This window comes from Streptomyces sp. NPDC001816 (assembly GCF_042892235.1).
GTDB lineage: Bacteria > Actinomycetota > Actinomycetes > Streptomycetales > Streptomycetaceae > Streptomyces.
The window spans coordinates 155,256-168,160 of record NZ_JBIATY010000006.1; the positions used below are offsets into that span (position 1 = coordinate 155,256).

Annotated in this window: 14 protein-coding genes; 4 read left to right on the top strand and 10 right to left on the bottom strand. The window is 69.2% G+C overall.

Annotated features, from left to right (window positions below; genetic code table 11):
• Positions 1-11: 11 nt before the first annotated feature.
• The 3 genes from ACFYZZ_RS22460 to ACFYZZ_RS22470 all read right to left on the bottom strand — a co-directional run bounded on the left by ACFYZZ_RS22460 (position 12) and on the right by ACFYZZ_RS22470 (position 2,451).
• Positions 12-884 carry a DUF2797 domain-containing protein gene (locus ACFYZZ_RS22460; protein ID WP_389178649.1) on the bottom strand — a complete coding sequence of 291 codons (873 nt, stop codon included), beginning with the start codon at positions 882-884 and terminating at the stop codon, positions 12-14.
• Positions 885-1,020: 136 nt separating this feature from the next.
• The gene (locus tag ACFYZZ_RS22465; RefSeq protein WP_389178652.1) at positions 1,021-2,019 is read right to left on the bottom strand and encodes a BRO family protein; all 999 of its coding nucleotides are present in this window, start codon (positions 2,017-2,019) and stop codon (positions 1,021-1,023) included.
• Positions 2,020-2,085: 66 nt separating this feature from the next.
• Positions 2,086-2,451: an HGxxPAAW family protein gene (locus tag ACFYZZ_RS22470; RefSeq protein WP_389178654.1), complete on the bottom strand. Its 366-nt coding sequence runs from the start codon at positions 2,449-2,451 to the stop codon at positions 2,086-2,088.
• 81 nt (positions 2,452-2,532) lie between these two features.
• Between ACFYZZ_RS22470 and ACFYZZ_RS22475 the strand changes: the two genes are divergently transcribed.
• The 3 genes from ACFYZZ_RS22475 to ACFYZZ_RS22485 all read left to right on the top strand — a co-directional run bounded on the left by ACFYZZ_RS22475 (position 2,533) and on the right by ACFYZZ_RS22485 (position 5,071).
• Complete coding sequence (locus ACFYZZ_RS22475; RefSeq protein ID WP_389178657.1) at positions 2,533-3,024, top strand: MarR family transcriptional regulator; 492 nt, start codon at positions 2,533-2,535, stop codon at positions 3,022-3,024.
• Positions 3,025-3,117: 93 nt separating this feature from the next.
• Positions 3,118-3,699 (top strand): hypothetical protein, encoded by a 582-nt coding sequence (locus ACFYZZ_RS22480; protein ID WP_389178660.1) that lies wholly within the window; start codon positions 3,118-3,120, stop codon positions 3,697-3,699.
• 361 nt (positions 3,700-4,060) lie between these two features.
• Entirely contained in the window at positions 4,061-5,071 is a 1,011-nt protein-coding gene (locus ACFYZZ_RS22485; RefSeq protein WP_389178662.1) for a helix-turn-helix domain-containing protein, read from the top strand.
• A 423-nt stretch (positions 5,072-5,494) separates the two neighbouring features.
• Here ACFYZZ_RS22485 and ACFYZZ_RS22490 read toward each other — a convergent pair whose 3' ends face one another.
• From ACFYZZ_RS22490 to ACFYZZ_RS22520, 7 genes are all read right to left on the bottom strand, one after another.
• The gene (locus ACFYZZ_RS22490; protein ID WP_389179743.1) at positions 5,495-7,270 is read right to left on the bottom strand and encodes an IS481 family transposase; all 1,776 of its coding nucleotides are present in this window, start codon (positions 7,268-7,270) and stop codon (positions 5,495-5,497) included.
• Between the two features lie 481 nt (positions 7,271-7,751).
• Positions 7,752-8,357 (bottom strand): GNAT family N-acetyltransferase, encoded by a 606-nt coding sequence (locus ACFYZZ_RS22495; RefSeq protein WP_389178665.1) that lies wholly within the window; start codon positions 8,355-8,357, stop codon positions 7,752-7,754.
• A 56-nt stretch (positions 8,358-8,413) separates the two neighbouring features.
• Entirely contained in the window at positions 8,414-8,836 is a 423-nt protein-coding gene (locus ACFYZZ_RS22500) for an STAS domain-containing protein (protein WP_389178668.1), read from the bottom strand.
• Between the two features lie 260 nt (positions 8,837-9,096).
• Positions 9,097-9,258 carry a hypothetical protein gene (locus ACFYZZ_RS22505; RefSeq protein ID WP_389178670.1) on the bottom strand — a complete coding sequence of 54 codons (162 nt, stop codon included), beginning with the start codon at positions 9,256-9,258 and terminating at the stop codon, positions 9,097-9,099.
• Positions 9,259-9,263: 5 nt separating this feature from the next.
• The gene (locus ACFYZZ_RS22510) at positions 9,264-9,866 is read right to left on the bottom strand and encodes a DUF5994 family protein (protein ID WP_389178673.1); all 603 of its coding nucleotides are present in this window, start codon (positions 9,864-9,866) and stop codon (positions 9,264-9,266) included.
• 190 nt (positions 9,867-10,056) lie between these two features.
• Complete coding sequence (locus ACFYZZ_RS22515; RefSeq protein WP_389178676.1) at positions 10,057-10,224, bottom strand: hypothetical protein; 168 nt, start codon at positions 10,222-10,224, stop codon at positions 10,057-10,059.
• Positions 10,225-10,259: 35 nt separating this feature from the next.
• On the bottom strand, positions 10,260-10,616 hold the full coding sequence (locus ACFYZZ_RS22520; protein WP_389178679.1) for a PRC-barrel domain-containing protein: 357 nt from the start codon (positions 10,614-10,616) through the stop codon (positions 10,260-10,262).
• Between the two features lie 890 nt (positions 10,617-11,506).
• On the opposite strand from ACFYZZ_RS22520, the gene ACFYZZ_RS22525 reads away from it, so the two are divergent.
• Positions 11,507-12,736: an ice-binding family protein gene (locus ACFYZZ_RS22525; RefSeq protein ID WP_389178682.1), complete on the top strand. Its 1,230-nt coding sequence runs from the start codon at positions 11,507-11,509 to the stop codon at positions 12,734-12,736.
• Positions 12,737-12,905: the final 169 nt, after the last annotated feature.

The following is a 12,905-nucleotide window of genomic DNA, read 5'->3' on the forward strand; positions in this document are numbered from 1 at the left end:
CGAGCCACGGGTCAGAAGAGCCCGTCCTGTTCCCTCCTGAACTCCCTTACAGGGACGGTGAAAGCGCTGCCCTCGCTCGGCAGCGGCATCAGCTCCCACCCGGTCATGAGCCGCGTGTCGAGGACGACGACCCCACGCCCGTCGACCGCCAGATGCAGATCGGGCCCGGCGGCAGCGACCAGCTCACCACTGACGGCCCCGCCCGGAACCAGCTCGACGACATCACCGACGGCGGTCTGAAGATGGGAGAGCCCGAAGTGGCCGACGTGATCGACGGGTTGACACGGCTCGCGAGTCAACGACTCGGGCCATCCGCTGAGTACGACAGCACGCGCATGCAACTCCCGTACCTCCTGAGCCCTCTCCTCCCCCGTCTCCTGCAGCACCGCCCGCACCGCACGCTTCTCGGCGTACGGAATCCGGTCCGGGACCTGAAGGGCGGCGCGCAGCAGCTCCTCGGCGCGCCGGGCCGCCATCAGCGGACCGCTGCCCAGCCAGCTGAAGCAGACGGCACCCTGTTCGAGCAGCCGCGCCGAACCGCGCTCGACGGCGGTGATGCCGACCTTGACCATGCCGGGCCCGAACCAGGCCAGATAGACGTGGTACGGCCGCGGATCATCGGCCATGGTGTCGGCGGCCACCGAGTGCGCCCGGTCCAGCCGCGCACACTCCTCGCACCGGGCCCCCGTGCTCCGCCCCGACACCACGGCCCCCACCGGACACACATGCCCCCGAGCCCCCACGCACCGCCGCGCCGAGCCCTCGGCGACACCGAACGCGACCCGCTTCCCCCACGGCAGCGCACTGCGCCGCCCGCCGTCCCACACCAGCACGGGGCCGTCCGGCGTCCAGCGCAGGCCGGAGCATTTCCACATGTGTGCCATCACTCTTGAGGGTAGAAGGGGGCACTGACAACGCCCCGCGGGCGGCTGGGAGGGGTACGGTGCAGGAAGGCCCGAAGCCGCAACCTCGCGATGCGACTTCGGGCCTGTCTTCGTGTTCCGGCTGTGTGCCTGCGTCCTAGGGCAGGACGTACACCAGCGTCCCGTCCGCAGCGCTCGCGGTCTGCCGCATGCAGCCCCGCTTGATCAGCATGCGTACACAGTCGTGCACGCGGTCGAGGGTCAGCCCGGTGCGCTCAGCGACCTCCTCCATCCGACAGTAGGCCGCACCGCGCACCAGCGTGGGAGCGAGGTAGGCAGCCACGGCGTGGACGTCGTCCGTGACGACGAGGTTCTTCGCCCGCCAGGCGGCGAGGAGCTGCTGGGGCGTGATGGTCGGGGGCGGGGCGGCGACCTGGGCGACGGGCGGCCGCAGCCGGTCGGCGATCAGGTCGAGGGTGTCGGCGATGCGACCGAGCACGTCGTGCACCCCACCGACGCGCTCACCGAGCACGCCCAGCTGGTCGTTGGTACGCGCCAGCCTGTCGCTGATACGGCGCATCTGCTCGAGCCGCTCCAGTTGCGCGACCGCCAGCGCCTCGTCCGCCCGGATGTTCCGCTCCTCCAGCCGGACGATCGCGTCGGCGACCTGCTGGGGCATGAGGTAGGCAGTGCCGCCGGCGGGGGCGGGTTGTACGGGGGCGGGGTCGAGGGTGTAGGAGCCGTCGCGCTGGATGGTTTCGATGACCTCGCAAACCCATGCCTTGAAGGGTGCGCACTCGGGCTTGGTGCAGCCGTTGACGAGCTGGATGAGGCCCCTGAGGTTGACCATCTTCATCGACCTCTGCAGCCTGTGAGCTGCGAGTTTGCTCAAGGCGTCGCCTGTAGCGACGCCTTGTGCAATCTCACCCAGGCTCCTCTGCAAACTGCTGTCAACGTGCAACCTGAGGGCGTGGCGCGTGTTGGAGTACCCCAGCTTGGCCGCCACGTCCGCCGCCGGAAACCAATGCTCCCCATCCGGCAGAGTCAGCCTCCGCACCCGCGCCCCCGTGGCCGCGAACACGAAGTCGTTGATGTCGATCGCGTCCTGCTTCCGCTCCGCCGACTGCTCCGGCGGTGTGTCCTTGTGCTCGTACATCGAGCATCACCTCCACCCCGGAAGCTAGGGGCGACGATCACCAACTGCAGTTCGCAGAAAGTACGTTCACTCGATAGGTGACAGAGGTATCGATTCGGCGCGAACCTCGCCCTGCGCCACGGGCACCGGCGCCGCGGTCCGCCCCCGCCCCGCCAGCCGACAGCTCACGCACCCGGCGTGCCCCTCGCGGGCTCGGGTGTCGCGGACCCGCATTCCCCACTGGTCCCGTGGCCGTACCCCCGGCGGTTTGCCCCAGCCGGACAGGTGGAGGAGCCAGGTGACCAGGGCGCTCACAGCCACGATCGCCAGTCCGACCACGACGGCCGGCACGGAGGCCGTGCACACCCCCACCCCCACCCCGCTGCCTCCGACGGCAGCGATACCGACACCGGTCCAACCGGCGATCGTGTGACCCTCGTCGTACAGACTCATGGAACCGCCTCCAGGGCAAGATCCCTCACGGGCTAAGACATTTACCCACCGAATATCTCACGAGCTAAGGGATTGCGAAAGATGGACGGCACACCCCGACCGCCCGCCACCCCGGCCCAGGCGCTGTCGGCGATGGACCACCTCATCGCCGCCCACCTGATCGGACAACAGGAACTGGCCCGGCGGCTGGGACTGAACGTCACCGACCTGACCTGCTTCGCCTTCGTCCTGGAGGCCGGCGAGGACCTGCTCACGGCCGGCGACCTCGCGGCCCGCGCCCACGTGACCACGGGCGCGGTGACCGGCATCCTCAACCGCCTCGAACGCGCCGGCTACGTCACCCGCCGCCCCGACCCCGCGGACCGCCGCCGGGTGCGCGTGGCCGCCGTACCGGCGGCCGTGACCCGCGTCGAGGCCGTGTACGCGGGCCACTACAAGCGCCTCACGACCCTGTTCGCCGACTACTCCCCCGAGGAGCTGGCGGTCATCACGGACTGGTTCACCCGGGCGACGGCGCTGGCCCACGAGTACCTGGGGAAGCTGAACCGGAACGACCCGGAAGAGGAGTGCTGAGACCCGCTCCCCCCCCGCATTCCAGCCTTGACTCAAAATCGTCTTTAGGTGAGCCTTACCTAAGTCAAGCTGTGAATGCCCAAGGAGTCGTCTGTGTCCGTGCTGCCCTCGGAGCCCTCCGTGTCCCCTCAGGCGGCGCCTCTGCGGCGACTGGGTCTGTACGACACCTGGTGGACGGTCGCGGCCGCCGCACTCGCAGCCTGCCTCGGCCTCGCGGCCTGCGCATGGATATCCGCGCACCTGCACGTGGACGCCGCCCTGCACACCATGGCGCTCTTCGCCCACCTGGCCTCGCTCGTCCTCGGCTTCGGAGCCGTCCTGGTGGCCGACTACTGGGCACTCCTGTGGCTGACCGGCCGGTGCACCCTGCACGACGCCCTCACCAGCACGGCCCGCCTCCACGTCCCGATCTGGACCGGCCTGGCGGGGCTCGTGGTCAGCGGCGTGATGCTCCAGCCGGACCTCGGCTCCGCCCCCACCCGGATCAAGCTGGGGCTGGTGCTCGCCCTCACCCTCAACGGCCTGCAGGCCGGACTCCTCAACAGACGCATGACGCAGCAAAGCACCACAGCGCTCACCCCGCGCCTCCTCGCCCGGGCAACCACGACGGCCCTGGTCTCCCAGGCCTGCTGGTGGGGCGCCGTGCTGATCGGCTTCCGCAACAGCCAACACTGACGAGTTGGCCCGCTGCAGCCAGGGGCCGGCCAGGAGTGGGGGACGAGCGGCCCGCGTCGCACGAACGCGGCGGGCGGGCAGCCCGGTCGAACGGCTGCACGGTGGCTCGCGGCCTCGAATGCCAGGTCAGCGGACGGGAGTTGCCCGGCCGCGAGCCGTCCCGAGACGGCCGACGCCGTCCCGCATACGGACGGGACATCCCTGAGACGGCCGGGTAGAGGGTGAGGAGGGACACGGGAAGAGGGGAGAGCCACGCCCGTGCGGCTGATCGTCCCCCTTCACCTACGCGCGATAATCTCCCCGCTCAACTGCACTGACAGTGACCGAAAGCTGATCGTGACCGAAACAGGGGGGACAACTGATGTCTGGTGATCAGGGGGGTGGCGGCGAGCCGTCCGGCAGAGAACGGCTCGCCGCCGAGATGCGGCGACTGAAGCAGGAGTCCGGGCTCAGCTTCGGGCGGTTGGCCGACCGGACCCACTACAGCCGTTCGTCCTGGGAACGCTTCCTGAACGGGAAGCAGTTGCCGACCTCGGTCGCCCTCCAGGAGTTCGCGGCCGTCATGGAGGCGGACGCGGAGTACCTGACGGGGCTGCTGGAACAAGCCACGGGAGCGGGAGACTTCGGCGCCGAGACCGCGGTGGACGAGAGTCCTCCCGAAGGGGCCCCGCCGGCCGGGACACCGCCGATCGCCGCCACCACCACGGACAACGAGACCTCGCCCGCCGGGACCTCCGCCGACAAGGCCCCGGTGGAGGACACCACGGCGGACGGTCCGCCACCAGAACCGACCTCCGAGCCCGAGCCCGAGCCCGCCGACCGGGACGGCGGCAAAGCCACCACCCGCACCTGGCGGGCCAACCTCCACCGGGTCGGGCTCGTCGCCACCGGGGCCCTCGCGGGCAGCCTGGTCACCATGGCCGTGTTCACCGGAGTGCAGGCCACCTCCCGCTCGGACGGCACGGACTCCGCCTCCAGCGGGGAGAACCTCGCCCAGCACAGCCCGAAGCCCCCGCGCGCCGGCTGTTCCCATGACACCTGCCTGCGACGCGACCCCCAGGCCATGGACTGCCAGTGGGACGCGACGACCGCCCGGGAGACCTGGCTGCGCGGCATGCACATAGAGCTGCGCTACAGCCGGGCCTGCGGTTCGGTCTGGGGGCGCATCGAGAACGGCGCGGTGGGCGACTCCGTCACCATCAAGGACAAGTACGACCTCCAGCAGTCCGCCACGATCCGCGTGGACCGCGACACGTACACGAGCATGCTCGCCGTGACCGACGAGGCGCCGCCCACCACGATCACCATCTGCGGCACGATCCCGAAGTACCACGCGATGGAGTGCTCGCCCGAGGGCTCGATCCAGCCCTGACCTCCACGACGGCGTCCTGGCGCGGCGAAGGGCCCGGAGTCTCCCCTCCGGCCCGTTCGCCGTCAGCGGTGGGTGTTTGACACCTGATGATCGACCAGGGCCGAATCGGTCGACGTCACACCAACGGGGAGGGCTCATGCCTCTCACCTGTGTGCACTCGGCAGGATTCGAACCTGCAACCTTCTGATCCGTAGGATCGGGCAGGCTACTGGGCGGGGGCTCCGCCTTCCTCCCGGCTGAGCGCTGATGGTCGTGACTAACAGCCTCTGTGTGCCGTCGTTGCCGTCAGGCCTGCCGTCAGCGCTGAACAGTGGCACCGGCTAGCGCCGACTCGCAGCGTGCGCAGGACTTCAGGCCCAGCCCAGCTGTCAAGTCTCAGTTGATGGTTGACGGGTTGGCGTCGGGTGATGCTTGACGTCTGCCCTAGACGATCTTCCGACGGTTGTGTTCGCCGGACTTGCGGACCACCACCTCCTTCCTGGTGACACGCGGGACAGTGGTGATCAGCTCCTGACCGTGGAAGACCCTGATTGTTTCCTCGTCCAGGTGGGCGGTGACGACCTGATGGGCATAGCCGCGGCCGAGCTGGATGCGCTGTCCGGCGACCATGAAGCCGCCGACACTGCTGACCGTCCGCTCGGCGATCTGCTCGGCGGGCGGGGGCAGCAGCGGTGGTGGACCGGCCGGACGGCCACCCTGCAGGCGTCCGCAGGCTGAGGGCGGCAGGGGGCTGGGCAGGGTGGCTTGCAGAACACGCTGCTCGTCCAGGACCTGCAGGACTTTGCCGTCGAGCCGGAGGGTGACCCGCTGTCCGGCGAACGGCCAGCCGATCAGGACCTTGTCGCCGCCCAGGCCGACGTAGCCGACCGCATTGACGGTCCGATCCACTTCCACCACGCCGTCAGCGGTCTGGGCTGGGCCGGGGTCGTCCGCCCATGGCGCGGCGGGACGGGCCCCTCCGCCTGTCAGCAGGGCTTTGAGGTCCCGCCCGGACAGCTTCGAGGGCAGCGTCTTGTGCCGCCCGCCGGCGATGAGGACGTGCAGCCGGTTCACGTCGATCCGCAAGGTCACCGTGATGCCGGCCAGGGCCGGGCCGAACCAGATCTGCTGCCCGCGCAGGCTCAGGTTCCCCGACGCGGGAACCACCCGCTCCAACTCGATCGCACCGACCTCGCCGTCGGCCATAGGCCAGGCCACGGCCACCGGCTCGGGCGCAGGCTCAGGGGCGTCCAGAGCGGGGACCGGGTCGAGGCGGGCGGGCAGGACCACCGGCAGTGCATCCTGCTCGGACCGCGGCCTGGGAACGAACCGGCTGGCCGGGACGGCCATGTCCAATGCCTGATGCGGCCGCATCCGGTTGTAGTCCTCCAGCCAGGCATCCACCACCGTCTGCGCGGTGGCCAGGTCGACGAACGGTGCATGCCCGTCGAGGAGTTCACGCCGCAGGGTCTGGTGGAAGCGTTCGATCTTCCCCGTGGTCGTCGGGGACTGCGGCTTCGTCAGCCGGTGAGCGATGCCGTTCTCCCGGCAGATCCGGTCGAACATCGTCTCGCCCGGCTTGCCGGGACTGAAGCGGGCGGTGAACTGCTTGCCGTTGTCCGTCAGCACCTCGCCAGGCACTCCGAACCGCACCAGTGCCTCGCCGAAGGCCAGACACACCGCCCGAGCCGTGGCCCGCTGCACCACCTTCGCGATCACCATGAACCGGGAGTGGTCGTCGATCCCGGTGACCATCTTGCACTCGCTGCCATCTGCCAGCAGGACCCCGCCGACAATGTCCATCTGCCACAGCTCCATCGCCGTCGACCGCTCCCACCTGCGGTAATCCGACCGGCGCCGCTTACGCACTCCCGGCTCGACCAGACCATTGCGGACCAGGACCCGGTAGACCGTCGCCCGGGACGGCACCGGCGTGATGCCTCTGCGTTCCAGCTCGTGCACCAGCCTGCGCGGACCCCAGCCTGGATGCCGGCGCCGTAACTCACACATCAGAGCCTCCACCTCCCCGGCGATCCGGTGCGGACACGAGGCCGGCCGGTGCGACCGGTCCGCCAGCCCCGGCAGACCCGACTGCTCGTACTTGCGCACCCAGGAGTGCACCGACTGCCTCGACACCCCATACCGGGCCGCGACTTGAGTGACCGGAACCCCCGCGGCGACCTCCATCACCGCGTGATACCGCTGCTCGACCACGCTCAACTCCACCAGCACGGCCCCGGCCCTCCCTGCACGCGGATCAGACGCGCACAGCCAAGCCGAGGCAAGCGGTGTCAAGCATCAGGTGAAGCCACAACGTCAAGCATCAACCGAGACAAGACACAGGCCCAGCCCAGCTGAGAGTTACAACTTTCTCTACAGGTTCAAGGCGGCTCGCTCCGCTCACCGCGCGCGGCCCGACCCCCGGCCGGGCCTGCGCTCCAGTCTCCGCCCCGCTCCAGCCCGGCCGGCGCCCGTGCCGCGCTCTAAGCGTTCGGCCGCCTGACGTCAGAGAAGGGGTACGTCGTGGCTGGGACGGTCGGCTCCACGGCTTTAGGCAGCCACGTTGGCGCGAGCCCGAAGCCGCTCCGCCGACCTCACCGTTATGGCCGACCTGCGACTCATGCCCTGCTCGCAGCAGATCGTCTTTCCTGGGAGCGGAGGCTGCTGCCGTGCGGCCCGGTTCGGGCCCCGCGCGTGGCGGCTATGCGGGCCGCTGCGTCCCCGCATTGTGCGCAAGGCCGTCCGGGTTGGTCGCTGCTCGCCTCCCGAGGGGAAGAACAAGCGTTCGTAACACCGCCGGGCCCGGGTCGAGCGGCCGGTGTACTTCTCCGATGACCTGCCATCCCCAGGACTGGAAGGCGGCACGGGCTGCATCGTCGGCCACGGGTACGAGGGTGGCGCCGAGCGAGGCATGGTGGTCGACGAGCAGCCGTTCCTGCAGGCGGCGGGCGAGGTCACGGTCCCTCTGGTGCGGGTGGACCACGATTCCGGTGACGGCGAAGACATGCCCGGATGCCGTGAGTTGCTCGATGTTCCGGGGGAGAGTCGCGTCGAATCCCTGCCACCAGGAACCGTCGCGACCTACGGGAGATCCGAAGGCGCACCCGACCAGCGTGGTGGTCTCCGCGACCAGCATCGCGAACCCCGGCCTCCGGACGTCGTCCGTGAGGCGTCGCAGGAAGTCCTGGCGATCGTGGTACCCCTCGCCGGCGGCCGTGTCGGAGGACTCGACATACAGATCGGCCAGGTCCTCTTTCAGGCTCTCGGTCTGCCAGCGGTTGAGTCGGCGCAGACGGACCGCGTCCATGGCGGACGGCTCATGGCCACTGGGTTTCTGCGGTTGCCCCGTCCTGCATCGCTCCCTCACCACACACGCTCCGGTAGGGCCGGCGCGGCAGAAGCGATCCGGTGCGGGGGCCCCGGATCAGACACATGCCGCAGGGCCGCCCGGCTCACGGGGAGGTCGCCCGGGAGGCCGAGGAGCAGGGTGCCACTGCCGGTGAGGGCGATGATTCGAGCCAGTACCTGTGGTGGGTGGTGCAACCGCAGGGATCCGCCGGCCACGGCGAACGCCCGCGCCGCATGCAGGAAGGCGTTGAGGCCGGTCACATCGCAGAAGGTGACGGTCGTCAGGTCGACGTCGAGGGTGCGGATGCCGTCCCGCAGGCATCGCCCCAACCCGTCGCGCACGAGGTGCTCTGTTGCCAGGTCGATCTCACCGGCCAGGGTGATCAACGCCCGGCTGTGCCTGTCGTGCCGGTAGAGGGTCAGCTGTGGGATGGACATGGCGCCTCGGTTCAGAAGACCGGCCGGGCAGCGCCGTACGGGCCGGATCCCCGGCTCTTCCTGCGCTCCGTACACGGTCGTGCTCTCGTGCAGAGAGGCGAACGGCCGGTCCAGCGGCCTGTGTTCCAGGCGCAGGGCCAACTGGTTCCCTCGGGGGATGCGCTGGGCGATCGGACGGAGTCCGCTACCGCAGGCAACGCGCATCGGAATCTGGGACTTCGACGTCTCTGCGCGGCACAGTCGCGATGGTGCAGGCAGGTTCACTTCTCTGTGCGGTGCCGCGTCCATAGCCGCCACCGCCGGGGACGGCCGGAGGGCAAGGTCGCCAGACGATCGTCGTGGCTCGCGGTGAACAGCTGAATCACGATCACGCCCAAGGCGATCATCGCGAGGAGCACACTCACCGTCACGAAGGTGTCCATGCCTCTCACACTCCTTCCGCCGGGGTCGGCACGTGACCGATGACCGATCCGTCAGGGTGTGAGTCCGGGTGGCGGGCGTCATGTCCGCCTTCGGAGTCCCAGAACGCCTCCCGGAACGAGTCCGAGTCGGCCGCTGCCTGTGCCGCGGCCCGGAAACGTTCGGCCTCATGGATCAGGCCGGTCGCCGTGAGGCTCCGCGACGGGTCGGTGGCCGTGGCCATGAGCCGGGCCGCGGTGGCCGGCTCTGTCTCCGGTGGGATCACCAGCAGGTCCCAGCGGCCGACGGTGTAGGAGAGCAACAGCAGCTTGTGCGGGTCTTGCTCGGCCTCAAACCAGCCGACGTGCACCACGTGCCCGTGAACGGGCACCTTTCGTGGGATGACCGGCCAGAACGCGGGGTTCACCGTTACCCGGGTGATCCGCCCCCACAGCGGGTCGAGGACCTCGATGAGCGCCGGAAGCTCCGCCGCCAGGTCTCGGGAGCGGGGCCACCAGGCACCGTCGATCAGGGCCGGAGCGGTGTCGGCGGGTGCCAGCACGAGTCGGGGCGGCGACGAAGAAGGAATCCGGTCTTCGACCGCGGGCGTCAACACAATGGTCGCAGTCATGATGCGGACCCAACCCCGGGCCGCTCACGGCCGGCCCGGTTGTCATGAATCGCCGAGAACGACCCGGCGTGGAAGCCGGTGTACGAGATGCTCTCGGTAATCACCAGGATACTCCTCGTCGAGGCCCGGCGGACCGATGCGGAGCGACGGGTTGAACGGAACACGAGGCCCTGGTCGTCCGCCGCCGGAGTCAGCGGAGATGCCGACGGGAGCGCCGGGACAACCGCACGGCGGCGAGGGCCAGGTCGGCCACGAGGAGCACGATGCCGATGACCAGCAGGTAGCTGAGCCCCGCCACTGTCGCCCCGACGAGTCCCAGCACGACAGCCACGAGGACGATCAACAGGAAGACCGCCATGAGTGGAACGCCTCCCTTGGGCTGGGCGCAGCTTGTCAGCGGCGCGCAAGTTGCCGTTCGCCGCCGGCCCCTGGCTGGTAGGCCATGCCGTAGTAGTGGAAGATCGCTTCCTCCTGGTCGGCGGGCAGTACGTCGTCCGTGCCGATCGAAGGGGACTTCCTCACCAGTGCCTTGGCGTAGGAGACCTTGGCGTAGCCCGGCCCGAGGACTGCCTCGTCGAGGGGGACGAAGACCAGGTGCTGGCGGGTGGGCAGGCCGGTCCGGACGGTGGCCATGGCCGGTTGGTCGGTGGTGGTGTCCACGTAGATCGCCTCGAGCACTCCGATCTTGTGGCCCTTCGGGTCGATAACGTCGTGGTTGCGCCACTCGCGGATGTCGGCTGCCTGGATCATGCCCTCTCCCTGCTGAGCGAGGTGCCGCTCGGCGCGAGCCGTTCCACGGAATGTGGCAGCGCAGCTGCTGGACCGGGAGCCCCGTACACGCCGAGGTCGCTCTTCCGGGCGGTTGCACGTGAGAGTGCATCTGCCCAAAGTCCATGATACTTCCGTATCTTCCGCTCGGACACGGCCTGAATATCGCGTCAGCCGTGCTCTTCCTCCTCGGCGCCTCCATGCGCCGCACGCCTTGGTGCGTCCGGGCGACCCTTGCCGGCGCCCCAGTCGACCTTGATCAGGCCCTCACCCGAAAGTTAAGTGCAGGCTGTGGTCAAATCCTCTTCGCATATCCCGGGATAGTGACGCGCAGAAGCCGGTCGCCTTCCCTGGCCTCACGCAAAGCCTTCATGACCTTCTGGCGGTACACCTTCCGCTCCGCCATTGATACGACTACTGCTCCGGAGAGAACCGCGGAGCTGCTTATGTACTCAACACGCCGGTGAGATGCCGGGTGTCGAATGGGGGCGGTATCGGCCCAGGGGCTACGGATGTATGCATTTCGTCGCCGCCTGGGCCGACCAGGCAAGTGACGTCACCGTGTCGCCCGCCTCAACTAAGCAGGAACGACCATTCAGCCCATTAATAATTTTCTGAGCATTTGCGATCAGCTCGTCAGGTTCGGCGAAATCACGCGCATGAATCGTAACCCGGCACTTGCTCCTGAGTAATATGCCAGCGACAGAAGCAGGCGATTCTGCGTGACTGAGAACCGCCAAATACGTCTCCATCCCCTCACAGGAGTTGGCCCTTCCATGACGCTCAATATCCCTGTGGCGCCTCTACGGCGCACTTTGTCGGTATGGACCGCGGCGGTACTTGCCGTGGTGATCTCCGCTGTCGTAGTCGCCGTGACGTCGACACAGGCAAGTGCCCTCGCCACGTTTGTGGATCTGGGTAGGGCGGACAGCTTCGCGGTTCTGGCCGGTTCGGCAACCACCAACACCGGCCCCTCGGTGATCACCGGAGATGTCGGAGTGTCTCCGGGAACGTCCATCAGCGGATACGGGCCGCCCGCCGTGGTGAACGGGACCCAGCACTCTGCGGACACCGAGGCTCAGGATGCCCAGACCGACCTGATCGCGGCGTACGACGATGCCGCCGGACAGGCATCCAACGGGGCGCTTCCCCCGGACGCCGGTGGCCTTACGCTGGCTCCGGGCGTCTACACCTCCTCCTCCACTCTCGGGCTCACCGGCACCCTCACCCTGGATGCCAAGGGGGACCCCAACGCCGTCTGGGTGTTCCAGATCGGTTCGGGTCTGACGACGGAGTCCGGCAGCAGCGTGTCCCTCATCAACGGCGCCTCGCCGTGCAATGTGTTCTGGCAGGTCGGCAGTTCAGCCACCCTCGGCACCAGTACCGCGTTCGTGGGCAACATCCTGGCCATGACCTCGATCACTGCCACCACGAGCGCGACCATCGAGGGACGGGCGCTGGCCCGTACCGGTGCCGTGACGCTGGACACCAACACGATCACACGGCCGGAGTGCGCGTCCGGCACTACCGGTGGAACTACGGGCACCACGACCGGCGGGACCACGACCGGCGGCACCACCGGCACCACAGGCACCACCACCGGCGGCACCACCACCGGTGGCACCACGACCGGCACCACGACCGGCGGCACCACCGGCACCACAGGCACCACCACCGGCGGCACCACGACCGGCGGCACCACCGGCACCACGACCGGCGGCACCACCGGCACCACGACCGGCGGCACCACCGGCACCACCACCGGTGGCACCACGACCGGCACCACGACCGGCGGCACCACCGGCACCACCACCGGCGGCACCACGACCGGCGGCACCACCGGCACCACGACCGGCGGCACCACCGGCACCACGACCGGCGGCACCACCGGCACCACCACCGGCGGGAACGGCCACGGCTGCAAGCCCGGGTTCGGCGACAAGCCCGGGTACGGCTGCAAGCCCGGGTACGGCTGCAAGCCCGGGTACGGCGACAAGCCCGGGTACGGCGACAAGCCCGGGTACGGCTGCAAGCCCGGGTACGGCTGCAAGCCCGGGTACGGCGACCAGCCCGGCGGTGGCTACGGCTGTGATCCTGCCTAGCGTGCACGGCCCGCTCCGGCGAGGTGAGTGCTCGGAGGCAGCCGCCCACATGCGCGAGTAGGACGGGCGGCGTGCGGCGCGAATCGTCGCCGATTCCGCCGCACGCCGTCGGCGAAAGCTCAGGAGAACCAGGTGAGAGAAGTCGGGGCAGAAAGACCGGATGGAGCCG